Genomic DNA, 21,075 nt, shown 5'->3' with positions numbered 1-21,075 from the left:
GGCGCGGGGACCGGGGGCCGCCGGGAGGGCATGAAGCGGGGGTCGGGCCTCAGCGTGGAATGGGTTGCTCGGTCCAGATGGTCTTGCCGGCGGGGGTGTGGCGGGTGCCCCAGCGGTGGGCCACGGCGGCGACGAGCTGGAGGCCGCGCCCGCTCTCGTCGGTGGCGGCGGCGTGGCGGATGTGGGGGGTGGTGAGGCTCCCGTCGGAGACCTCGCAGATGAGTGTCCGGCTGCGCAGCAGGCGGAGGTGGACGGGGCCCTTGGCGTGACGGATGACGTTGCCGACGAGTTCGCTGGCCAGGAGCTCGGTGGTCATCTCCAGATCTTCGAGGTCCCACGCGGCGAGCTGGGCGCGGATGTGGCCGCGGGCCTGGCCCGCGGCGACCGGGTCGTCGGGCAGCGGCCAGGTGGCGACGTCCTCCGGCGCCAGTTCGCGGACGCGGGTGATCAGCAGGGCGGCGTCGTCGGCCGCCTGCCGGCCGGCGGGGAGCAGGGCCCCGGTCACGGCGTCGCACAGGGCGTCCAGGTCTTCGCTCGGTCCGCCGCGCAGGACGCGGGCGAGCCGGGCCATGCCCTGGTCGATGTCGCGGCCCGGATGCTCGACCAGCCCGTCGGTGTAGAGGACGAGCAGGGCGTCGTCGGCCAGGCGGACGTCGACGGTGTCGAAGGGAGGGGCGGCGACGCCGAGGGGCGGGTCGGGGATGAGGCTGGGGTAGGTGACAGCGCCGTCCGGGCGGACGGTGGCGGGCGGGGGGTGGCCGGCGCTGGCGTAGCCGAAGTGGCCGGTGACGGGGTCGTAGATCCCGTACAGGCAGGTGGCGAAGTAGTCCTCGCCCAGGTCGCCGACGATGTCGTTGAGACGGGCGAGGATGTCGTCGGGGGGCAGTTCGAGGTCCGAGAGGGTGCGCACGGCGGTGCGAAGGCGCCCCATGGTGGCCGCCTGGGCCATGCCGTGGCCCATCACGTCGCCGATGACGAGGGCGACGCGGTCGGCGGAGAGCGGGATGACGTCGTACCAGTCCCCGCCCACCTCCGTGCCCGGTCCGGCGGGCAGGTAGCGGGCCGCGGAGGTGGCGGCGGGCAGGGCGGGCAGCTCGCGGGGGAGGAGGGCGCGCTGGAGTTCGCGTGCGCGGGTGGCGGCGGCGTCGTAGAGTCCGGCCCGTTCCAGCGCCTGGGCGATCAGTCCGCTCAGCGCGGTGAGCAGCGTGCGCTCGTCGCCGTCGAAGCGGCGCGGGTGATCGAAGGAGACGACCGCCGCCCCGATGCCACGGCCGGAGACGGTCAGGGGCAGGAACGCCCAGGCGGACTTCCCGCCCGGCCCGCCCGGTTCCGCCCGCTCGTCCGTGCCGGAGGCCATCCCCGGGTAGCGGGCGGCGAAGGCGTCCGCCGATTCGACGAACTGCGGCGTGCGCGTGCGCAGCGCCTCGCCCACGGGGGTGTCGGCGGCGATCGGCCGGCCGTGGACCCGGGAGAGGAGCGCGCGGGGGTAGCCGACCGAGCCGACGACGTTCAGGCGGTCGTTCTCCGCGGCGAAGACGACCAGGCCGGCGGCGCCGAAGGGGGGCAGGACGCTGTCGGCGACGGCGGTGACGACATCCTGCGCGGTGACCGCCTCGGCCAGGTGGCGGGTGAGCCGTGCCACGAGGGCGGCGCGGTCGGCGGCGGCCCGCTGGGCGGCCTCGCGCAGGCGCCGTTCCGTGATGTCGGTGATGTAGAGGGTGAGGCCGTCGGGGACGGGGACGAGCCGCAGGTGGTACCAGCGGTCGCTGTCCGGCCAGCGGACATCGAACCCGCCCGGCGTGCCCCGGGCGGCGGCCTCGCGGGCGCGTTCCTCCAGGCCCGGCACCGCCCGCACGGCCGGAACGTCCCACAGCGGCTTGCCCACCAGGCCGGGCGGGGAGCCGAGGAGGCTCTCGGCCGTCCCGTTGGCGAACTCGGTCCGCCAGTCCCCGCCCACGGCCAGGAAGCCGTCGCTCATGTGCCGCAGCGCACGGCCCGCCGACTCCAGCGCCGCATGGGTCTCGGTGGTGTTCCACACGGTGCCCACGACCCGGACCGGATGGCCCGCGTCATCGGTCAGCGCCCGGCCGCGGATCCGGACCCAGCCGTAGGTCCCGTCCGCCCACCGGGTCCGGTGCTCGACGTCGTACGCACCGCCGGCGCGAATGGCGCGGTCGACCTCGGTGACCACCCAGGGCTTGTCGTCCGGGTGGATGGCGTCCACCCAGTTCTCCATCCGCCCGTCGAGCGCCGCCGGGTCCAGATCGCTGAGCAGCGCGCGCATCGTGTCGGGGAAGGTCAGCTCGCCCGTCCTGAGATCCCACTCGAAGGGTTCGGCCGCGACGTCCTTCAGGGCCTGCCGGAGATCCGGACCGGTCTGGAGCGCCTGGAGCAGGGCGGGGGACAGATTCTCCGGTGAGGGGGACGTCAGCCGCAGTCGCCCGGCGGCCCACCGGGCCACCTCCCCGAGAAACGCCAGCCCCGCGGCATCGGGCCCGCCGCCCGAAGGGCCCGGCGAGGGAATCAGCACGGACAGCGCGCCGACGGAGCCGCCCGGCCCGCGCAGCGGCACCGCCACCAGCCCGAGCCCCGCGGACAGGGCCGCGGGCTGGGGGACGGCCGACGCGTCCCCGCGCTCCTGATCCGGCGCGGCCACGGTCGGCGACCACACCGTGCGGCCCTCCCGCATGGCCCGGGCGGGAGGGGCCTGGCCGTCCGCGCGGATGCTCTCCCAGGGGCGCGTGAACCCGCGGGGCAGCCCGGTGCTCGCGACCACGTACAGGGTCCGGGACGTGCCGCCCGCGCGCAGGTGGGCCATCCCCCCGAGCCCGCCGAGTTCCGCCGTCGCCTGCTGGAGGCCGGCCGTCAGAACGCCGGTGTCCTCCTGGCTGTCGTCCACGGCCGCGAGAAAGCGCAGCCGACGGGCCGGCGTGGGCCCCAGCCGCTCCTCCGTGCTCCCGTCATGCCTCGCATCCACGGTCGTGATGGTCCTTCCGATCAGCCTCCGACTGACAGCCTTCGACCGGCGTCTGCGTCCGCCGCGCGAAGCGCCGGATATCTCGCGACAGATGCAGCAAAAGGTGTGTAACGGAATATATACCTGACACGCACCGCGTCACCGGCTTGCCCCGGGCGGGCCCACCGGGGCCCGCTCCGCGTGGTCTTCGCGGACCCGGGCGGGTCCGGGCGCTCCGTTCCGTGCGGGCTGGTGGCCACGCCGACCGGTGGCGGTGCCGGGGCCGGACACCGGTGGCTTCCCCCGATGTCCGCGGTGACATCCGGGCCGACGTATCGTCGCCGGAAGGGGGGCGGGCAACCCTGGGGGACCGGCCGCGCCCGCCCATGCGTCCGCCGCGGCGACATCCGTCGAACCGGTCTTCCGAAAGGTGCTTCCGTGCTTCCCGATTCCCAAGTCTCCCGGCGGAACGCCGTTCTCGTGCTGACCCTGGGCGGGACCATCGCCATGGCCGGGGACGGGCCCGGGGGCGTGGCGCCGAGGCTGACCGGGGCCGACCTCGTGGCGGCGGTGCCGGGGCTGGCGGAGGAGGCGGCGGTCGAGGTGGAGGACTTCCGTCAGGTCCCGAGCGCCGGGCTCACGGTGGAGGACGTGGCGGAGCTGGCCGGGCGGGTGGAGAAGGCGGGGGCCGAGGGGTTCGCGGGGGTGGTGATCACGCAGGGGACGGACACGCTGGAGGAAACGTCCTTCCTGCTGGACCTCCTCTACCGCGGCGAGGCGCCCGTCGTGCTGACCGGCGCGATGCGCCACCCCGGGATCGCGGGCGCGGACGGCCCGGCGAACCTGCTGGCGGCGGTGCGGACGGCGGCCTCGCCGGTCGCGCGGCACCTCGGGGTGCTGGTGGTCTTCAACGACGAGATCCACGCGGCGCGTTGGGTGCGCAAGACGCACGCGACGAGCCCGGGGGCGTTCAGCTCGCCGAACGCCGGGCCGATCGGGCGGATGGCCGAGGGGGCGCCGCGCGTCCACGCGACCCCGGAGGGGCGGCCAACGGTGGGGCGGCCGTTGACCCGGCGGGTGAAGGTCGAGGTGGTCACGGCGGCGCTGGGGAGCGACGGCGTTCTCCTGGACGGGCTCGCGGACCGGGTGAACGGCGTGGTCGTCGCCGCCTTCGGGGCCGGGCACGTGCCGGAGAGCTGGGTGGCGGGGCTGGGAACGCTGGCCGCGCGGCTGCCGGTCGTCCTGGCCTCGCGGACGGGGGCCGGGGGCGTTCTCTCCCGCACCTACGCCTTTCCCGGCTCGGAGAGCGATCTCCTGGCCCGGGGCCTGATCAGCGCCGGGACCCTCGACCCGTACAAGGCGCGGCTGCTGCTCCTGGCCCACCTCGCCGCCGGGTCCGACCGCGCCACGATCGTCGCCGCCTTCGCCGACCACCTCTGAGCGGCGCGGCGGGGAAGGGCCGGAGCCAGGCCGGCGCCGCTGGGGATCTGCGAGGCGACCAGGACCCGCAGGGTGCGGCGCTGGACCGGGGAGAGGCCGGGTATGCCGGTTTCCTCGGGCGCGGTGGCGGGGGCGGGAGTTGTCACGGGAGCTCTTCCGCGAACGCAGGCAGGGACCGGCGGGCCCGCGGCCTCCCGGCCGTCACGGCGCCAGGTCCCCGGCGTCGACGGGCATCCCGGACAGCCGCCACTCCAGCATGCCGTCACCGAGGCGGATCGCCCGCCGGCCCAGGTCGGTCAGCAGCCGGACGGCCTCGTGGGCGAGCACGCAGTACTGCCTGCGGCAGTACACGACGATCTCCACGTCCCGCGGCGGCTCGTCGATCCGCCGGCCGCGCCTTCGACGCGGTCCCGGCACCCGGGGCATCTGATCCCGGGGGCGGGCAGCAGGGGCTGAACGGCGCCGGTTCCGGCCGGCGGTCAGGGGGCGGCGGGCGGTTCCTCGAGGTCGTCCTGTTCCCAGGTCAGGTGGGCGTCGACGCTGATGACGCCGTCCACGGCGCGGCAGAGGCGTTCGGCCACGGCGACCAGGCTCCTGCGTTCCACCGTCCCGTCGAGGGCGACCCGTCCGGCGTCGACCGTCACCCGGACGGCCCCCGGGGCGATGTCCAGGGTGTGCAGCAGGATGTCCTCCTGGATCTCCTCCCGGATGGCGCGGTCGCGCCGCAGGAAGACCCGCAGGAGGTCGTGCCGGCTGATGATCCCGACGAGGCGGTCGGTGTCGTCCACGACGGGCAGCCGCTTCACGTGGTGCTGCTCCATGGCCCGGGCGGCCTCCACCACGGACCACTGCGGCCGGGCCACGACGGGCGGGCTCGTCATCAGGTCGCCCGCCGTGGCCGCGGTGGCCTTGGCCCGGTCCGCCGGCTGGAGGTCCGCGGCCAGCAGGTGCCCGCCCGGTTCCGCCTGGGCGGCGGACTTGGCCATCAGGTCGTGCTCGGAGACGACGCCCAGCGGGTGGTCCTGGGCGTCGACCACGGGCAGGGCGGTGATGTCGTTCTCCGCGATCAGCCGGGCGACGTCCTTGAACGTCGCGCTTCGCCTGACCCGTACGACCGAGGTGGTCATCAGGTCGCTGACGCATCGGTGCCGCATGGCGTTTCCCTTCACGGTCGCGGCCCGCTGGGGCGGAAGCGGTCCGCCGGGTCGCAGGGCGGGCGTTCCCAGTACACCGCCGCGCGGCGGTCGGCGGCATGTCAGGCTGCCCCGTCCGGGTCACGCCCGCGGTCGGGCGGCGGGGGCGTGGGTGGCACGGGCGGCGCGCTGCGCCCACGATGGGCGGCGAGGCGGGCCGCGGCACACGGCGGCGGCCGTCAGCGTGTGGTGGAGGTGCGCCGTGAACGTGGCGGAGGCGATGAGTTCACCCGCGGTCGGGATCCCGCCGACGGCCTCGCTGCGGCAGGCCGCGGAGCGGATGGAGGCCACGGGGCTGACGGTGCTGCCCGTGGTGGTCGAGGAGCGCGTGACCGGCATCGTGACGGACCGGGACCTGGCGATGCGGACGCTGGCCGGGGGCCTGCTGCCCGGCAACGCGGTGGAGACGGTGATGACCGGGGAGCCGCCGGCCGTGGAACCGGCCACGCCCCTGCCCGTGGCCATCGGGGTGCTGCGCTCGGCCCGGGTGCGGCACCTGCCGGTCGTGGAGGCGGGCCGGCTCGTGGGGATGGTGTCCTTCGAGGACCTGCTGTGGTGCCTGACCCAGCAGTGGGTGGACCTCATGGCCGTCGTCGACGCCGACCGGCGCGGCGGGCCGGAACGGATGCCACGCGCGGCCTGAGCGCCGGGAGCCGGCCGGGGCCCGGCCCCGCCGCGGCCGTCGGCGCGCCGGCCGTTCGCCGGTGCCCGGGCGGGAGGCCCGGGCACCGTTCGGCGCCGTCGGCCGGGTGGACGGCCATGCCCCCGGGCGGGCGGGTCCCGAGGGGCGGCGCGCGCGGTACCGGGGCAGCCTGGGAGGGCGGCGGGGCGCACGGGTCCACCGGGACCCGCCGGCGCCGGAGAGGAGCGATGCGGATGACGGGCCGGGCTGGGGGACGCGGGGATGTGGGCAGGCGCGCGGCGCTGCGGCGCGAGCAACTCGGGCTCAGCCGCGAGGAGGTGGCGGCCCGCGCGGGGATGGCGCCGGCCTACGTCCGCTACGTGGAGGAGCAGGCCGGGACCCCGGACACCGCGTCCCTGCTGCGGCTGGCCGCGGCCCTGGAGACCTCCGCCGACCGCCTGCTGGGCGGGGGAGCGGACCTTCCGGAGGGCCTGGGCCGGGCCGCTCGCCACCCGCGGTTGCTGGAGCTCGGCCCGCAGGAGTGCCGCGAGCTGCTGGGCACCCACGGGGTGGGCCGCGTGGCCGTATCGGCGGACGGGGGGGCTCCGGCGGTCTTCCCCGTCAACTACACCGTGGCGGAGGAGACGATCGCCTTCCGCACCGCGAGCGGCGGCTCCCTCGACCGGGCCGCCGGCGGCGAGGTGGCCTTCCAGGCCGACCACATCGACGAGGCCCTCAGCCAGGGCTGGAGCGTTCTCGTGACCGGCCCCCTGAAGCGGGTGACGGACCCGGCCGCCGCCCGCCGGCTGTCCGACCGGGCACACACCACCCCCTGGGCCGGCGGCGGACGCGACCAGTGGATGGGCGTCGAAACGCGCCGCGTCACCGGCCGGCGCATCCGCGTCCCCTGACCCCCCGCCCTCGACCGGCCCGCCACGCCGCGAGGCTCGCGTCCGGGCGCCGCCGGCGAGCCGTCACCGGTCGCGCGGCCCCCGGGAGTGCGTTCTGATAGTGCCTGAGAGTGCGCGGAAACCCGCGCGCGACGCCGGAGAAGTGGTCATGAGCGACTCCGCACCCGCCCCCGACCGGCCGCCGCACGGCCGGGTCCTCGCCGCGGCCGGGCGCTGGGCCGAGCCGGCCCTGACGGGCGTCGCGGGCGCCGCCCTGGTGGCCGGCGGCATCGCCTGGCTGTCCGGCGCCCGCGGAGCCGCCGACGCCTGCTGGGCGGCGGCCACCCTCGCGGGGCTCGCCCCCGCCTCGGTGTGGGTCGCGCGGGCTCTGCTGCGCCGTCGCACCGGCGTGGACATCGTCGCCGTGCTCGCGCTGGCCGGCGCCCTGGCCGTGGGCGAGTACCTGGCCGGGGCGGTGATCGCGCTGATGCTGGGCACCGGGCGCTGGCTGGAGCGGGCGGCACAGCGGCGGGCCTCGCACGACCTGCGGAGCCTGGTGGAACGCGCCCCCCGCTCCGCCCGGCTGAGGACGGGCACGCGGGTGCGCACCGTCCCCCTCGCCGAGGTCGCGCCGGGAGACCGGGTGGTGGTCGGGCCGGGGGAGGTGGTGCCCGTCGACGGCCGGGTAGCGGAGGGCACGGCCGTGCTGGACGAGTCCGCGCTCACCGGGGAGCCGCTCCAGCGGGAGCGCCCGGCGGGTGACTCCGTGCGCAGCGGCGCGGTGAACGCGGGAGGGGCGTTCGAACTGCTGGCCACGGCCACCGCCGCGGACAGCGCCTTCGCGGAGATCGTGCGCCTGGCGCGGGAGACCGGCGCGCGGAAGGCCCCCGTGCTGCGCCTGGCCGACCGGTACGCGTCCTGGTTCGTGCCGGTGACCCTGGCCGTGACGGGGGCGGCCTGGCTGATCAGTGGCTCCTCGGTGCGTGCCGTCGCGGTCCTGGTCGTCGCCACCCCCTGCCCCCTGCTTCTGGCGGCGCCGGTGGCCGTCGTCTCCGGGCTCTCGCGGGCCGCGCGGCTGGGGGTGGTGGTCAGGGACGGAGGCGCCCTGGAGCGCCTCGGGCACGTGCGCACGGTGGTGCTGGACAAGACCGGCACGCTCACCGCCGGCCGGCCGCGGGTGACCGGCGTCGCGGCGGCGGAGGGCCGTTCGTCCTCGGAGATCCTGCGGCTGGCCGCCTCGGTCGACCAGTTCTCCTCCCACATCCTGGCCGGTGCGCTGGTGGACGAGGCCCGCGGCCGGGGGGCGGAGCCCCTGCCGGCCGAGAACGTCACCGAGGAGCCGGGCCGCGGAGTCACCGGCGTGGTCTCCGGGCACGAGGTCGCGGCGGGCAAGCGCCCGCCGGGCGCGGCCCTGCCCGGCTGGGCGGCGGCCGTCGAGAACCGGGCCGGGCTGGAGAGCGCCGCCGTGGTGTGGCTGACCGTGGACGGCGCGCTCGCGGGGGCGGTGCTGCTGCGTGATCCGCTGCGCCCGGACGCTCCGCGGACGGTGCGCAGGCTGCGCGAGGCCGGGGTGGAACGGCTGCTGATGGTCACCGGCGACCGCCCCGAGCCCGCCCGGGAGATCGCCGCCGTGGTCGGCCTGGACACCGTCCACGCCGGGCGGGACCCGGCGCAGAAGGTGGCGGCCGTCCGCGCCGAACGGGAGCGCGCGGTGACCGTCATGGTGGGCGACGGCATCAACGACGCGCCCGCGCTGGCCGCGGCCGACATCGGGGTGGCGCTGGGCTCCCGCGGTTCCTCGGCCTCGTCGGAGGCCGCCGGGATCGTGCTCACGACGGACCGCGTGGACCGGCTCGCCGACGCGGTCGCCATCGCGGTGCGCTCCCGCCGCATCGCCGTGCAGAGCGCCCTGGGCGGCATGCTGGCCTCGCTCGCCGCGATGGGCCTGGCCGCCTTCGGCCTGCTGCCCCCGGCGGCCGGCGCCCTCCTCCAGGAGGGCATCGACGTCGCCGTCATCCTCAACGCCCTGCGCGCCGTGCGCCCGGGCCGCGAGGCCGGGCCGGCCGTGGCGCCGGACACCGAGCGGCTGCTGCGCCGCTTCGCCGCCGAGCACACGGAGCTGCGGGAGGTGGTGGAGGCGGTGCGGACGGCGGCCGACCGGCTCTCCGCCGACCCGGGCGAACAGTCCCTCGCGGCGGTCCGGCGGGTGCACCGCCTGCTGACGGACCATCTGCTGCCCCACGAGCGCGCCGAGGAACGGGAGTTGTACCCCGGGGTGGCCGACGCCCTGGGCGGGCCGGAGGCGACGGCGACCATGAGCCGGGCCCACACGGAGATCGAGCGCCTCACCCGCCGGATCGGCACCCACCTGGCGCTGGCGGACGAACGCCCCGGGCCGGGCGGCCCGGCACTGCGCCCTGGACAGGCCGACGACCTGCGGGCGTGCCTGTACGGGCTGCACGCCGTGCTCCGCCTGCACTTCGCGCAGGAGGACGAGAACTTCTTCTCCCTCGCGCCGTAGCCCCGCGCCTGGTCCGCGGGCCGGGGCCACGGCGCCTCCCGGTCCGGCTCGCCCGCCGCGCGAGGGCCCCGGGGCTGAGGTAGACAGGAGACACCCGGCCGCAGGGGAGCGAGGACAGCGCACAGTCGTGGCGCTCTCCGGCCGCGGAACGGCTTTCCGACCGCAGAAGGGCTTTGCCATGGCTCGTCCCGTCGTCGTGGGCATCGACGGATCGCCGGAGAGCCTGGCCGCGGCTCAGTGGGCCTGCGACGAGGCCGGGCGTCGCCAGGCGCCCGTGCGGCTGCTCCACGCCTGGTCCGTGACCACCCTCATGGGGCCGGTCACCGTCGAGCCGGACGACCCGGGGAAGGCCGCGGGACTCCTGCTGGCCCGCACACGGGACGAGCTGTCGGCGCGGGAGCCCGAGGCGGGCATCGACGTCCGGTCCGTGGCCGGCGACCCGGTCACGGCGCTGCTCGACGCGGCTGCCGCTGCCGACCTGATCGTCCTGGGCTCCCGGGGGCTCGGCGCCGTGTCGGGCTTCCTGCTCGGCTCGGTGAGTTCCCGCGTCGTGGCCCGGAGCCGTTGCCCGGCGGTCCTGATCCGCGGGCGGCGCGCGGCGGCCGAGGCCGGGAGCGAGGTGGTCCTCGGGCTGAAACGGCCCCGGGAACCCGACGAGCGCGCCCTGGCGTTCGCCTTCGACGCGGCCGAACGCCGGGGTCTGCCCCTGCGCGTGGTGCACACCTGGCACGTGCCGCTGCCGCCCAACCCCTTTCAGCCCCTGCCCGCCGGCGCGCCCGAGCCGGGCGTCGCGGAGGCCTCGGCGCTGGCCGAGGTGCTGCGCCCCTGGCGCGCCGATCACCCGGACGTACCCGTCAGCGAGACGCTGCTGGCCGGCAGTGCCGCGCAGGCGCTGGTCGACGCGGCAGCCGACGCGGCTCTCGTGGTCGTCGGCCGGGGCGGGCGCCACGGCCCGGGGGCGCGGGTGGGCGCGGTGACGCACGCCCTGCTGCACCACGCCCGGAGCCCGGTCGCGGTCGTGCCCCCGGCCTGACCGGCGTCCTCCCACCCCGCCGCCACCCGTTCGGCGGTCCGGCCCGTCGGCCGCTCCCTCTCTCCCGTCCGCGCCGCGGGCACGCCCCGATGCACAGGCGCCCGTGGGCCCATGGTCACGGCGCGGCCTTCCTCGCGGCCGGTGCCGTCCCGGGGGCCGGGACGGCACCGCCCCGGTGGCGGGGCCGGTCCCCGCGCCGCACAGTGTGGGAAAGAAGGGGGAAGACGAGAAGGGAAGAAGCATGGTTGTCAAGAAGCTGCATGAGGCCGGGGTCCGCAGCGAGCACGCCTACGCGGCCGCGTTCGGCAGCATCGGGCTGGCCGTGCTGAGCTGGGCCGTGTCGGTGAAGGCCGAGCCCGGCGCGGACGTGGCGCGGGCCGACCGGTGGGGCATCTTCGTCGGCGAGTGGGCGCCGACCTTCTTCGGCCTGGGACTGGCGCTGGCCATGTACGAGAAGCACGCGTGACGGCTCCGGGGGGGGCCTGGCCCGAAGGCGACCGGGCCGGCCCCGCCGTGACCGGCCCCGCCCGCCGCGGCTCCGCCCTCGACGAGCATGCCGGGGCCCCGGCCGGGGAGTTGGGCGGCCCGGGCCGTGACGGCCCCGGTCAGGCCGCGCGGGCGAGTGCGCTCAGGTCGGCGCGGGCGGCGGGGCGGCGCTGGGACCAGTAGGGGTGGTAGGCGATGCGTGCGGAGAGCCAGGTCAGCCGGCGGCGCAGGGCCGTGTACGCGAGGGGGTGCGAGGCGGCGGCCAGGGCCTGGTAGGTGCGGTACCACTCGCGCTGGTGGCGGAGGAGGTCGGCGGGGAAGGCGGCTTGCTCCATGGGGCCGATTCAACCATGAATTCGAACGAATGTACGAACAGGCGTCCGGGTCGGCGTGTCGTGCCTCGCGGCCGGGGAAGGCGGCGGCGGAAATCCCTGTCCGTGGCGGCCGGAAAGGCGGAGACTCGTCCCATGGCTGACATGGGCGCGTTCCGGGAGGCGGTCGCCGCGTGGGCGGCCGGAGGGCCCGGCGGCCCCGCGCGGGAGCTCGCCGAGGGGCTGGCGGTCCGGGCGGCCGTTCTGCTCGAAGGGCCCAGCGACGCCGCCGCGGTGGGCGCCCTGGCCGCGCGGCGCGGCCGGGACCTGGAGGCCGAGGGGATCTGCGTCCTGCCGATGGGCGGCGCGATGAACGTCGGCCGTTACGCCCGTCTCCTCGGGCCGCCCGGCCTCGGGCTCGGCCTGACCGGGCTGTGCGACGAGGCGGAGCGGGGCCACTACGCCCGCGGCCTGGAGCGGGCGGGCGCGGAGCGGCGGGAGTTCCACGTCTGCGCGGCGGACCTGGAGGACGAGCTGATCCGCGCGCTCGGCGTGCCGCGCGTAGTCGAACTGGTCGACGCCGAGGGGGAGTTGCGCGCCCTGCGGAGCTTCCAGGCCCAGCCCGCCCAGCGGGACCGCGCCCCCGAGCGGCAGGTGCGGCGCTTCCTCGGCACGAAGAAGGGGCGCAAGATCCACTACGCCCGCGTCCTCACCGAGGCCCTGGCCCCCGGCCGCGTCCCGGCGCCGCTGGACGGGCTGATGGAGGGGCTGACGAACGAACTGACGAACGGACTGCCCGCCGGGCTCTGACGCCGCCGCCCGCGCCGGCCGGGCGGCGGAACGCGCCCACGGCCGACCCGGGGTGACGCGACGTCAGCCGGCCGTGCGGTAGGGCCGGCCGAGGAAGACGAGGGCGTCGCCGACCGCGCGTTCGACCCCGCCGCTCGGCCGGTTGACCAGCTCGCCCCCGACCGACATGGCCGTGGAGCCGCCGCCGTCGAGGTTCACCGCGTCGTGCAGGCCCAACGCCTCGGCCACGGCCGCGGTCTCGTCCATGGTCGTGCCCACGCTCGTGGTCATGCGGCCGTCGATCGTCGCGAGAACGATCCTGCCGTCCGCGGTCGTGCCGGCGAGGGTGCGCGGGTTGCGCGCGAAGAAGCTGCCCGAGCCGTCCGGCACCACGTTGACGCCGTCCGCCATCAGCCGGTAGCGGCCGTTCACCCCGAACAGGCCCTCGCGGACCGGGAGTCGGTCGCCCCGCTCGTCCACCAGCGTGGAGGTCACGGCGACGCAGCCCTGTCCGGCCACCCGCAGCAGGTCGGCCGCCTCGCGGCCGGTGGCCTGGAGGGAGGCCTGGCCGGCGGCCAGTTCGGTGCCGCGCGCGGTCGCCGTCCGCACCACGCAGCCGCGCCGGTCGAGCACCACCTCGACGCCGTGCCCCGAGGGCGTCGCGGCGGCGAACTCGGGGGAGAAGCGCACCACGTCGCCCGGCTCGGCGCACCGGGTCTGGTCGGCCAGGCCGGCGCAGGCGGCGGGGACCACCGGCGGGTGGTTGAGGAACTCCAGCGGCAGCGTGGCGTCCGTGCTCCGGTTGCGGATGCCGCCGCTCCAGGCGAGCCGCCCCATCAGGGCCCGGTTCGAGCGGGCGTCCACGACGAAGTCGGCCTCGGTGTCCCCGCCGGTGGGCTCGCTCAGCAGGCGGCCGTCGTACAGGCCCAGGCCGACCGGGTCGCCGGGGTACTGGCGGTTGGCGGTGAAGGTGAAGAACGAGGCGTTGACCCCGGCCAGCGCCCCGGCCTCGCGGACCAGGGCGGTGGTCGGCTCCACGCCCGCCAGGTCGGGGCCGTGGGTGGCGGCCAGGTGGCCGCGGGTTCTGCGCGGGTCGAAGGTGAGGACGTTGACCACCCAGGGGCCGCGCGTGGTGGTGTTGATCTGGTCGGCGGGCGCCGGCTCGGTCCCGCGGACGATGCGGGTGAGGGTGACGCCGGGGGCCAGGGTCTCGGTGCCGCGCGTCTCCGTGAGGCCGGCGTCGCCGAGCGGGAGGAACGCCCCGCTGCCGGCCGTCGCGCCGTCGGACGCCCGGCCGTCCGGGGCGGTGAGCAGGGTCAGGGCCGCCGTCAGCACGGCGGTCAGCACGGCCGCCGCGGCCGTCGCGGCGCGTCCGGGTCCCGGGTGAGTGCGAGAGAGGAACGTCATGGGCCGAGCTTCGGGTCGCCGGGCGAACTCTGCCCACCGCCGCGGCTGATCGCCCCGTGTCGCGGAGGTGAACCCGCCGCCGGGCGCGGCGGGCGAACGCCGGGGCGCGCGGGGAACGGCCGCGCGCGCCGGGGTCGTTCCGCGCCGGGGTCGTTCCGCGCCGCGGGCCCGCCGGGCGGCCGGGCCGGGCGAACGGCCGGGGCGCGCCTCAGCCCTGCCCGCGCGGGCAGGGGTCCGGGAGGGTCATCGCGCGCAGGTGGCGGCAGAGCTCGTCGATGACCTGGTCGAGGGTGGCGTCGACCCAGCCGGCGGCCCAGTCGTGGAGGAGGCCGTTGACGGCGCCGATGAACGCGGCGGCGGCCAGCCGGTAGTCGCGGTCGGGGAGTTCGCCGCGCGCGGCGGCGGCCTCGGCCTCGGAGGTGAGCAGGTCGATCCAGCGGGAGCGGCGGGCCAGGCGCTGCTCGTCCATGCGGGGGCTGACGCCGGCGATCTCGGTGAAGGTGATGCGGATGCGGCGCGGGTCGCCGGTGACGTAGGCGGCGTAGGCGCGGAAGGTGGCGTCCGCTCGCTCGATCACGGGCAGGCCCTCCGCGCCGCCCAGGGCGGCGGTGGCGGCGGCCTCGGCCTCGTCGTTGACCTGGAGGTGAAGGGCGGCGAGGACGTCCTCCAGCGTGCGGAACTGCTCGTAGAACTGGCGGGTGGACAGGCCCGCGGCCTCGCTGAGCGCGGTGATCGTCGCCGCGCGGTACCCGGGGGGCGTGCCGAACAGCTCCAGCGCGGCGTCGAGGAAGCGGCCACGGCGCTCGGCCTGGCGTTCGGCGGCGGTCTTGCCCGCGTAGCGGCCGGTCGGGCCCTTGAGTCTGCCGGCCACGGACTTCCCCTGTTTCGGCGGTGCTTGAGGCGCTGGGCCGCGCCCGGACCCTTGCGGGGGGTGCGGTTACTGGCTAGTTTAAGGGCCTCAGATCTGAACAAGAGCTTGTTCAGACTCACCCCCGGGCGGGCCGGGCCGTCCGTCCACGTGCCCCGCCGCCGAGCAGCGGACCCCTCACCGACCAGCGGAGGTACAACGATGTCTTCTCCCGCCCCCGGCGCGGCCCCGCGCCGCGCCGACGGCCCCGGCCGGCGCCGTCGCCGCACCCCGGTGCGGACGGCCGGACTGATCGGCGCCGTCCTCGCCCTCGCGTTCACCGGGGCCGTCACCGGCGTCGCCGCCCCCGCCGGGGAGGAGCCCGTGCAGGCCGCCGGGCTGCGCGAGGTGATGTTCGTCGGCAACAACTGGGACGGCACCGCCGACGTCATCGAGGCCTCCGGCGACTTCGAGCGGATCGGCCGGGTCGACGTCATCCCCGACCGGCGGCAGCGGATGACGGAGATCCACCTCAACCCGATACGCCTGATAGCACTGCTGACGATCCGTCACACCGTGGGCGAGGGCCACGACCAGTTCGTCGACGACATGTACGCCACCCCCGACGGCTCGGCCATGGTGGTCTCCCGGCCCAGCTTCGCGGACGTCGTCTCGATCGACATCGAGACCGGCCGGATCAACTGGCGCTTCCCCGTGGGCGGTTTCCGCTCCGACCACATGGCCGTCTCGCCCGACGGCACCCGTGTGGCGGTCTCCGCCTCCACCGCCAACCGCGTCCACGTGCTGGACATCCGCACCGGCGAGCAGGTCGGCTCCTTCGCCACCGGCGACAGGCCGCACGAGAACGTCTTCACCGCGGACGGCCGTTACCTGTGGAACATGGCCATCGGGGACGTCAACAACGCCTTCGACGCCCCCGAGCTGGACTTCGCCAAGGGTGACCGGCGCATCACCGTGGTCGACGCCCGCACCTTCGAGCAGGTGCGCAGCATCGACATGCGCCGGCGCCTGGACGCCTTCGGCCGCCGGGACCTGTCCGACTCGGTGCGGCCCGTGGCGTTCACCCCCGACGAGTCGACCCTGTACTTCCAGGTCTCCTTCTTCAACGGCTTCCTGGAGTACGACGTCGCCGCCGACCGCATCACCCGCGTGGCGACCCTCCCGGAGAACCCGGAGACCGACCCGGACCGCACCACCTGGGTCAACGACTCGCGCCACCACGGGCTGTCGATGAGCCCCGACGGCGCACACCTGTGCGTCGCCGGGACGATGGACGACTACGCCGCGGTCGTGGACCGCGAGACGCTGCGGCCCGGCCCCCTCGTCCCCGCCGACAAGCCCTACTGGGCCACGGTCAGCGGCGACGGCAGCGCCTGCGTGATCTCCGAGAGCGGCTCCGACCAGGTCACCGCCATCGACTTCGCCACCGGCCGCGAGGTCGCCACGGTCGCCGTGGGCGACCACCCCCAGCGCGTCCGTCTCGCCCGCATCCCGGCCGGCTGGGACGGCCCCGGCGGCGCGTGACGGCCGCGTGACGGCCGCCCTCCGGCGGCGGGCGCCCCGGCGCGGGTGATCGTCTTCACATCCGCGCGCGGGCGTTGCCCGCCGCCGCCCCAGTGGATACGGTGACGAAAACCGTTTTCACCAAGGGGGGCGTGTCGTTGTCCGTCACGAGACAGGCCGGGCCGGAGGCCGCGAGACGGCGGCCGGGGCGCCGCTCGACCGGGGCCCTGGCGGGGGTGTACCTCGCGCTGGGGGCCGCCATCCTGGGCGTCCTCGTCCTCTCCGGCGCCACCGGGCCGGCCGAGGTCGGGGCGGCCGACGCCGTGCGCGTCATCCTCGGGCACCTCCTTCCCGACGCGCCCTGGATGAGCGACGGCTCGATCACGCGCCTCCAGGACCAGGCCGTCTGGCAGTTCCGCCTGCCGCGCACGCTGCTGGCCGGCCTGGCCGGGGGCGGGCTGGCCCTGGCCGGGGCGCTGATGCAGGCGGCCGTGCGCAACCCGCTGGCCGAGCCCTACGTCCTCGGGGTCTCCGCCGGGGCCGGCGTCGGCGCCGTCGCCGTGATCACACTGGGCTCGGCCGCGGTGGGCGGACTCCCGCTCAGCGGGGCCGCGTTCCTCGGCGCGCTCGCCGCGACCGCCGCCGTCTACCTGCTCGCCCGGCAGGGCGGCGTGCTGGCGCCGACCCGCATGATCCTGGCGGGCGTCGCCCTCGGCTCGCTGCTCAGCGCGGTGACGAGCTACCTGACGCTGACCACCGAGGCCCAGAACGTCTTCAGCGTGCTGTTCTTCCTCCTCGGCAGCGTCTCCGCGGCCACCATGGACCAACTCGCGGTCCCCGCCGCCGCGTTGGCCGCCGTCACGCTCTTCGCCCTGCTCAACGCCCGCGCCCTCAACGCCCTGCTGGTCGGGGACGAGAACGCCACCGCGCTGGGCGTCAACGTCAACCGGCTGCGCGGACAGCTCGTGATCGCCGCCTCCCTGCTGACCGGGGCCGTGGTGGCCGTCAGCGGCGGCATCGGCTTCGTCGGGCTGGTCGTCCCGCACGCCGCCCGCATCCTCGTCGGCGCGGACCACCGCCGGATGCTGCCCGTCGCCGTGCTGGGCGGGGCGCTGTTCCTGATGGCCGCCGACGTGCTCGCGCGGACCGTCGCCGAGCCCACCGAGATCCCGATCGGCATCGTGACCGCCGTCGTGGGCGCCCCCTGCTTCCTGTGGCTGATACGCCGGGGGCGCGCGGCCAGGGCGGGGATGCTGCGATGAGGGATGCCGCGATGAGGGTGGAGTTCGAGGACGTGGTGCTCGCGCCGGGCGGCACCCGCGTCGTGCACGGGGCGGCGTTCGCCGTGGAGCCCGGCCAGGTCGCCGGGCTCGTCGGGCCCAACGGCAGCGGCAAGTCGACGCTGCTGCGCGGGCTTTACCGGGTCCTCAGGCCCGTCGGCGGCACGGTCCGCGTCGGCGGGGAGGACGTGTGGCGGCTGCCGCCGCGGACCGTGGCGCGCCGGGTGGCCGCCATGACGCAGGAGACCACCGCCGACTTCGATCTGGACGTGCTCGACGTCGTGCTGCTGGGGCGCCTGCCGCACCAGCGCGGCATCGGCGGCGACTCCCCGCGCGACCTCGCGCTCGCCGCCCGCGCCCTGGAGCGCGTCGGCGCCTCCGCGCTCGCGGAGCGGCCCTTCGCGGGGCTCTCGGGCGGCGAGAAGCAGCGCGTGCTGCTGGCGCGCGCCCTGGTGCAGGAGAGCCAGGTGCTGGTGCTGGACGAGCCCACCAACCACCTGGACATCTCCTTCCAGCTCGAACTGATGCGCATCGTGGGGGAGTTGGGCCTGACCACGCTCGCGGCGCTGCACGACCTGAACCTGGCGGCGGCCCATTGCGACGTCGTCGCCGTCATGCGGGAGGGGCGGATCGTCGCCCACGGGCCGCCGGGGGAGGTGCTGACGCCGGAGCTGATCGGCGAGGTCTTCGGCGTGCGGGCGCACCGGCTCAGCCACCCCGTGACCGGGCGGCCCCTGATCGCCTTCTCCTCCCCGGAGCCGTCCCGGGAGCCCTCCCCGCAGTCCCCGTCCTCATCCGAGCCGGAAACCCCGTCCGAGCCGGAAACCCCGTCCGAGCCGGAAACCCCGTCGGAAGCGCCGTCGGACGACCCGGCGCCCGAGCGTTCAGCCAAGGAGCACGCACGATGACCCGTTCCCTCCCCTCCCGTCCCGGCCTCGCCGGAACGGCCCTGGCCTCCGTGGGCCTGCTCGCCCTCACCGCCTGCGGCTCGGGCGTCTCCGAGCCCGAGGAGGACGGCGAGGGCTCCGCCGGCGCGGAGCGGACCGTCGTGGAGAACTGCGGCCGGGAGATAGAGCTCTCCGCCGCCCCCGAGGCGATCGTGGGCCTGAGCCCCTCGCAGACCGAGCTGCTGCTGCGCCTGGGCCTGCGCGACCGGATGGCGGGCCAGGCCCAGACCGCCACCGCGCCGCTGCCCGAGGACCTGCGGGCCGAGGCCGAGGACATCCCGGTGCTCAGCGAGGACGCCCCGCCCACCCGGGAGGTGCTGCTGGAGGCCGGGCCGGACTTCGTGGCCGCGCCCACCGCCTACGAGTTCACCGCCGAGCAGGGCTTCGCCAGCGTCGAGCAGCTCGAGCAGGCCGGCGTGGCCGCCTACATCGCTACCGGCGGCTGCGCGGACCGCCGGATGACCGGCACGGTGGACGACCTGTTCACCGACCTGGAGGCCCTCGGCCAAGCCCTCGGCGTGGAGGAGGCCGCCGCCGGGCTCACCGAGGAGGCCCGTGCCACGCTGGAGGACGTCGACGAACGCGTCGCGGACCAGGAGCCGCTGACGGTCGCCCAGGTCTACGTCGAGGGCTCCACGCTCTCCGCGATCGGCGCCGGCATCGAGTACGACATCATCCGCCGGGCCGGCGGCGAGAACGTCTTCGGGCCCCAGGACGCGGCGTTCGCGGACTTCTTCGCCGCGCAGATCAACCCCGAGACCCTGGCCGAACGCGACCCGCAGGCCCTCGTGTTCGCGGTCAACAGCCCCGAGCACGAGGAGGCCACGCGCGACTACCTGACCCGGACGTTCCCCGAGCTCGACGCCGTGCGCAACGACCGCCTGGTCTCCATCTCCGCCTCGGACGTCTACCCCGGCACGCTGGGCAACGTGGACGCGGTCGCGGAGGTGGCCGAGGGCCTGTACCCCGAGGCGTTCTGACGCCCCGTCAAGCCGAGAGGCCGCCCGGCCCGCGCCGGGCGGCCTCCGCCGTTTCCCCGTCCTTTCCGGGAGTTGCGGGCGGGCTTCAGGCGGGCCGGACGGCCAGGACGCGGTTCAGCGCGCTGTCCGGCCGTGAGGTGAGCTGCTCCCAGGTGCCCTCCTCCGCGATCCGCCCCGCCTCCAGCACCGCGACGCGGTCGGCCCGGCGGATGGTCGCGGGGCGGTGGGCGATGACGATGGTGGTGCGGCTCTCCGCGCCGAGCGCGGCGGCGAGTTCGGCGTCACCCGCGTTGTCCAGGTGGGCCGTCGTCTCGTCCAGGACCAGGACGCGGGGCTCCGCGAGCAGGGCGCGGGCCAGGGCGATCCGGGCGCGCTGCCCGCCGGAGAGGGTGGCGCCGCGCTCGCCCACGAGGGTGTCCATGGGGGCGATCCGGTCGACGCCGCACAGCCGCGCCGTCGCCGCCAGCCGGCGTTCGTCCGCCTCGGGCGCCCCCAGGCGCAGGTTCTCCGCCAGGGTCCCGTGGAAGAGGGGGGTGTGCTGGCCCACCACGGCCACCGCGCGGCGCAGGTCGGCGTCGCGCAGCTCGCGCAGGTCGACGGGCTCGCCGCCCTCGGGCAGCAGGAGCACGGCCCCGGCGGCCGGGTCCCAGAAGCGTGCCAGCAGGTGGGCGCAGGTGGACTTGCCCGCGCCCGAGGCGCCGACCAGGGCGAGGGTCTGCCCGGCGGGGACGGTGAGGTTCACCCCGTCCAGCACGGGCGGGCCGCCGTAGGCGAAGGACACCCGGCGCAGCCGGACGCCCAGCGGGCCCGGCGGCAGCGGGCGCGGCGCGGCCGGAGGCGGGGCCAGGGCCGGGGCGTCCAGGGCCGCGCGGACCCGGGCGGCGGCGGCGCGCAGGCCCACGGCCTGGCTCAGCGCCCGGGCCGACTCGGCCACCGGGCCCAGCACCGACAGCGAGAGCGCCACCGCCGCCGGGGCCCAGGCCCCGTGCAGCCGCCCGGAGGCCACGGACTGCGCCGCGGCGGCCACCGTTCCCAGCACCGCGAGCACGATCAGCAGGTCGCGGGCGGCGGCGGCCACGGCCTCCCAGCCGGCCTCCGCCCGCTGGGCCTCGCCCACCTCCCTGCCCCGCGCGGCGAGTTGGCGCCGCCGGGCGGCCAGGCCGCCGAAGGCCAGCAGCTCGGGCAGCCCGTCCACGGTCTCGACGGTGTCGGCCGACAGCCGCGCGGCGGCGGCGCGGGTGCGGGCCCCGCGCGCGGCGCGCCCGCGCGCGTCCGCGAAGGGGGCCGCGATCAGCAGCGCGGCCACCGGCAGTACGGCCGCGAGCAGCCACGGCTCGACGGCGCCCAGCACGGCGCAGGCGCCGGAGAGGACGAGGCCGGAGGCCAGGAGCTGGGCGGTGGTGTGGGCGTAGAAGAACTCCAGCGCCTCCACGTCGGCCATCGCCGTGGCGGCCAGGTCGCCGCTGCGCCGTCCGGCCACGCGGGCGGGCGCGCTGCGGGCGAGCCCGTCGAAGATCCGCACGCGCAGCTCGGCCAGCACGCGGTAGGCCAGGTCGTGGGAGAGGTCCATCTCCCGCCAGGTCGTCCACGCGCGCACCAGGACGAGGGCGATCAGGGCGAGGACCGTACCCGCGGAGGGCGCGCGGCCCTCGATGACGGCGGTGCCCACGGTGTGCGCGGCCAGCGTAAACAGGCAGACCAGCGCGGCCTGTTCGAGCAGTGCGGCGGCGCAGGTGCGGGCCACCATGGCGCGGTGCCCGGCGAGCGCCGGCAGCAGGGCGCGCAGGGAGCCGCGCGCGGGCGTCTCGTCCGGCGGTGTGTCCGCGTCGTTGGGCGGTATGCCCGCGTC

Annotated in this window: 18 protein-coding genes; 11 read left to right on the top strand and 7 right to left on the bottom strand. The window is 76.7% G+C overall.

Translation table 11 applies throughout. The annotated features are described in order from the left end of the window. Positions 1 to 49: 49 nt before the first annotated feature. The gene (locus RM780_RS11160; RefSeq protein WP_311630468.1) at positions 50 to 2,977 is read right to left on the bottom strand and encodes a SpoIIE family protein phosphatase; all 2,928 of its coding nucleotides are present in this window, start codon (positions 2,975 to 2,977) and stop codon (positions 50 to 52) included. Between the two features lie 486 nt (positions 2,978 to 3,463). Here RM780_RS11160 and RM780_RS11155 point away from each other — a divergent pair, with 486 nt between their 5' ends. Further along, the gene (locus tag RM780_RS11155; RefSeq protein WP_394812937.1) at positions 3,464 to 4,396 is read left to right on the top strand and encodes an asparaginase; all 933 of its coding nucleotides are present in this window, start codon (positions 3,464 to 3,466) and stop codon (positions 4,394 to 4,396) included. Positions 4,397 to 4,597: 201 nt separating this feature from the next. On the opposite strand, the gene RM780_RS11150 is transcribed toward RM780_RS11155, so the two are convergent. Together RM780_RS11150 and RM780_RS11145 are read right to left on the bottom strand one after the other, a co-directional pair. After that, on the bottom strand, positions 4,598 to 4,813 hold the full coding sequence (locus tag RM780_RS11150; protein ID WP_311630466.1) for a rhodanese-like domain-containing protein: 216 nt from the start codon (positions 4,811 to 4,813) through the stop codon (positions 4,598 to 4,600). A gap of 62 nt (positions 4,814 to 4,875) precedes the next feature. Then, positions 4,876 to 5,550 carry a CBS domain-containing protein gene (locus RM780_RS11145; protein WP_311630465.1) on the bottom strand — a complete coding sequence of 225 codons (675 nt, stop codon included), beginning with the start codon at positions 5,548 to 5,550 and terminating at the stop codon, positions 4,876 to 4,878. A 259-nt stretch (positions 5,551 to 5,809) separates the two neighbouring features. Between RM780_RS11145 and RM780_RS11140 the strand changes: the two genes are divergently transcribed. From RM780_RS11140 to RM780_RS11120, 5 genes are all read left to right on the top strand, one after another. Continuing rightward, positions 5,810 to 6,232 carry a CBS domain-containing protein gene (locus RM780_RS11140; protein ID WP_311630464.1) on the top strand — a complete coding sequence of 141 codons (423 nt, stop codon included), beginning with the start codon at positions 5,810 to 5,812 and terminating at the stop codon, positions 6,230 to 6,232. 233 nt (positions 6,233 to 6,465) lie between these two features. Beyond that, complete coding sequence (locus RM780_RS11135) at positions 6,466 to 7,122, top strand: pyridoxamine 5'-phosphate oxidase family protein (protein WP_311630463.1); 657 nt, start codon at positions 6,466 to 6,468, stop codon at positions 7,120 to 7,122. A 148-nt stretch (positions 7,123 to 7,270) separates the two neighbouring features. Next, positions 7,271 to 9,622, top strand: a complete 2,352-nt coding sequence (locus RM780_RS11130) for a heavy metal translocating P-type ATPase (RefSeq protein WP_311630462.1) — start codon at positions 7,271 to 7,273, stop codon at positions 9,620 to 9,622. A 178-nt stretch (positions 9,623 to 9,800) separates the two neighbouring features. Next, on the top strand, positions 9,801 to 10,655 hold the full coding sequence (locus tag RM780_RS11125; RefSeq protein ID WP_311630461.1) for a universal stress protein: 855 nt from the start codon (positions 9,801 to 9,803) through the stop codon (positions 10,653 to 10,655). Between the two features lie 241 nt (positions 10,656 to 10,896). Then, a complete protein-coding gene (locus RM780_RS11120; RefSeq protein ID WP_311630460.1) occupies positions 10,897 to 11,121 on the top strand; it encodes a hypothetical protein in 225 nt (74 codons plus the stop codon). A gap of 139 nt (positions 11,122 to 11,260) precedes the next feature. On the opposite strand, the gene RM780_RS11115 is transcribed toward RM780_RS11120, so the two are convergent. Continuing rightward, positions 11,261 to 11,476, bottom strand: coding sequence for a hypothetical protein (locus tag RM780_RS11115; RefSeq protein ID WP_311630459.1), 216 nt, complete (start codon positions 11,474 to 11,476; stop codon positions 11,261 to 11,263). A gap of 132 nt (positions 11,477 to 11,608) precedes the next feature. On the opposite strand from RM780_RS11115, the gene RM780_RS11110 reads away from it, so the two are divergent. Next, complete coding sequence (locus RM780_RS11110) at positions 11,609 to 12,262, top strand: TOPRIM nucleotidyl transferase/hydrolase domain-containing protein (RefSeq protein ID WP_311630458.1); 654 nt, start codon at positions 11,609 to 11,611, stop codon at positions 12,260 to 12,262. Between the two features lie 63 nt (positions 12,263 to 12,325). On the opposite strand, the gene RM780_RS11105 is transcribed toward RM780_RS11110, so the two are convergent. Further along, positions 12,326 to 13,648 carry a phosphodiester glycosidase family protein gene (locus RM780_RS11105; protein ID WP_311630457.1) on the bottom strand — a complete coding sequence of 441 codons (1,323 nt, stop codon included), beginning with the start codon at positions 13,646 to 13,648 and terminating at the stop codon, positions 12,326 to 12,328. A gap of 208 nt (positions 13,649 to 13,856) precedes the next feature. Next, positions 13,857 to 14,519 carry a TetR/AcrR family transcriptional regulator gene (locus tag RM780_RS11100; RefSeq protein ID WP_311630455.1) on the bottom strand — a complete coding sequence of 221 codons (663 nt, stop codon included), beginning with the start codon at positions 14,517 to 14,519 and terminating at the stop codon, positions 13,857 to 13,859. 198 nt (positions 14,520 to 14,717) lie between these two features. Here RM780_RS11100 and RM780_RS11095 point away from each other — a divergent pair, with 198 nt between their 5' ends. The 4 genes from RM780_RS11095 (at position 14,718) to RM780_RS11080 (ending at position 19,226) form a co-directional block, all read left to right on the top strand. Further along, positions 14,718 to 16,040, top strand: a complete 1,323-nt coding sequence (locus tag RM780_RS11095; RefSeq protein ID WP_311630454.1) for an outer membrane protein assembly factor BamB family protein — start codon at positions 14,718 to 14,720, stop codon at positions 16,038 to 16,040. 101 nt (positions 16,041 to 16,141) lie between these two features. After that, complete coding sequence (locus tag RM780_RS11090) at positions 16,142 to 17,281, top strand: FecCD family ABC transporter permease (RefSeq protein WP_311630453.1); 1,140 nt, start codon at positions 16,142 to 16,144, stop codon at positions 17,279 to 17,281. A gap of 11 nt (positions 17,282 to 17,292) precedes the next feature. Beyond that, positions 17,293 to 18,207: an ABC transporter ATP-binding protein gene (locus RM780_RS11085; protein ID WP_394812935.1), complete on the top strand. Its 915-nt coding sequence runs from the start codon at positions 17,293 to 17,295 to the stop codon at positions 18,205 to 18,207. Next, positions 18,204 to 19,226, top strand: coding sequence for an ABC transporter substrate-binding protein (locus RM780_RS11080; protein WP_311630452.1), 1,023 nt, complete (start codon positions 18,204 to 18,206; stop codon positions 19,224 to 19,226). Before RM780_RS11085 ends, RM780_RS11080 begins: the two co-directional genes overlap by 4 nt. 85 nt (positions 19,227 to 19,311) lie before the next feature. Here RM780_RS11080 and RM780_RS11075 read toward each other — a convergent pair whose 3' ends face one another. Further along, on the bottom strand, positions 19,312 to 21,066 hold the full coding sequence (locus RM780_RS11075; RefSeq protein ID WP_311630508.1) for an ABC transporter ATP-binding protein: 1,755 nt from the start codon (positions 21,064 to 21,066) through the stop codon (positions 19,312 to 19,314). Positions 21,067 to 21,075 lie beyond the last annotated feature (9 nt).

It is taken from the genome of Streptomyces boetiae (assembly GCF_031845405.1).
Taxonomy (GTDB): domain Bacteria; phylum Actinomycetota; class Actinomycetes; order Streptomycetales; family Streptomycetaceae; genus Streptomyces; species Streptomyces boetiae.
The sequence above is the reverse complement of the archived record's forward strand: the minus strand, read 5'-3'. Positions and strand labels throughout refer to the sequence as shown.

Coding starts and splice junctions, on each gene's coding strand:
- RM780_RS11095 (WP_311630454.1), top strand. CDS start 14,718: ATGTCTTCTCCCGCCCCCGGCGCGGCCCCGCGCCGCGCCGACGGCCCC.
- RM780_RS11135 (WP_311630463.1), top strand. CDS start 6,466: ATGACGGGCCGGGCTGGGGGACGCGGGGATGTGGGCAGGCGCGCGGCG.
- RM780_RS11080 (WP_311630452.1), top strand. CDS start 18,204: ATGACCCGTTCCCTCCCCTCCCGTCCCGGCCTCGCCGGAACGGCCCTG.
- RM780_RS11110 (WP_311630458.1), top strand. CDS start 11,609: ATGGCTGACATGGGCGCGTTCCGGGAGGCGGTCGCCGCGTGGGCGGCC.
- RM780_RS11085 (WP_394812935.1), top strand. CDS start 17,293: ATGAGGGTGGAGTTCGAGGACGTGGTGCTCGCGCCGGGCGGCACCCGC.
- RM780_RS11140 (WP_311630464.1), top strand. CDS start 5,810: ATGAGTTCACCCGCGGTCGGGATCCCGCCGACGGCCTCGCTGCGGCAG.
- RM780_RS11145 (WP_311630465.1), bottom strand. CDS start 5,550: ATGCGGCACCGATGCGTCAGCGACCTGATGACCACCTCGGTCGTACGG.
- RM780_RS11105 (WP_311630457.1), bottom strand. CDS start 13,648: ATGACGTTCCTCTCTCGCACTCACCCGGGACCCGGACGCGCCGCGACG.
- RM780_RS11120 (WP_311630460.1), top strand. CDS start 10,897: ATGGTTGTCAAGAAGCTGCATGAGGCCGGGGTCCGCAGCGAGCACGCC.
- RM780_RS11130 (WP_311630462.1), top strand. CDS start 7,271: ATGAGCGACTCCGCACCCGCCCCCGACCGGCCGCCGCACGGCCGGGTC.
- RM780_RS11155 (WP_394812937.1), top strand. CDS start 3,464: ATGGCCGGGGACGGGCCCGGGGGCGTGGCGCCGAGGCTGACCGGGGCC.
- RM780_RS11125 (WP_311630461.1), top strand. CDS start 9,801: ATGGCTCGTCCCGTCGTCGTGGGCATCGACGGATCGCCGGAGAGCCTG.
- RM780_RS11115 (WP_311630459.1), bottom strand. CDS start 11,476: ATGGAGCAAGCCGCCTTCCCCGCCGACCTCCTCCGCCACCAGCGCGAG.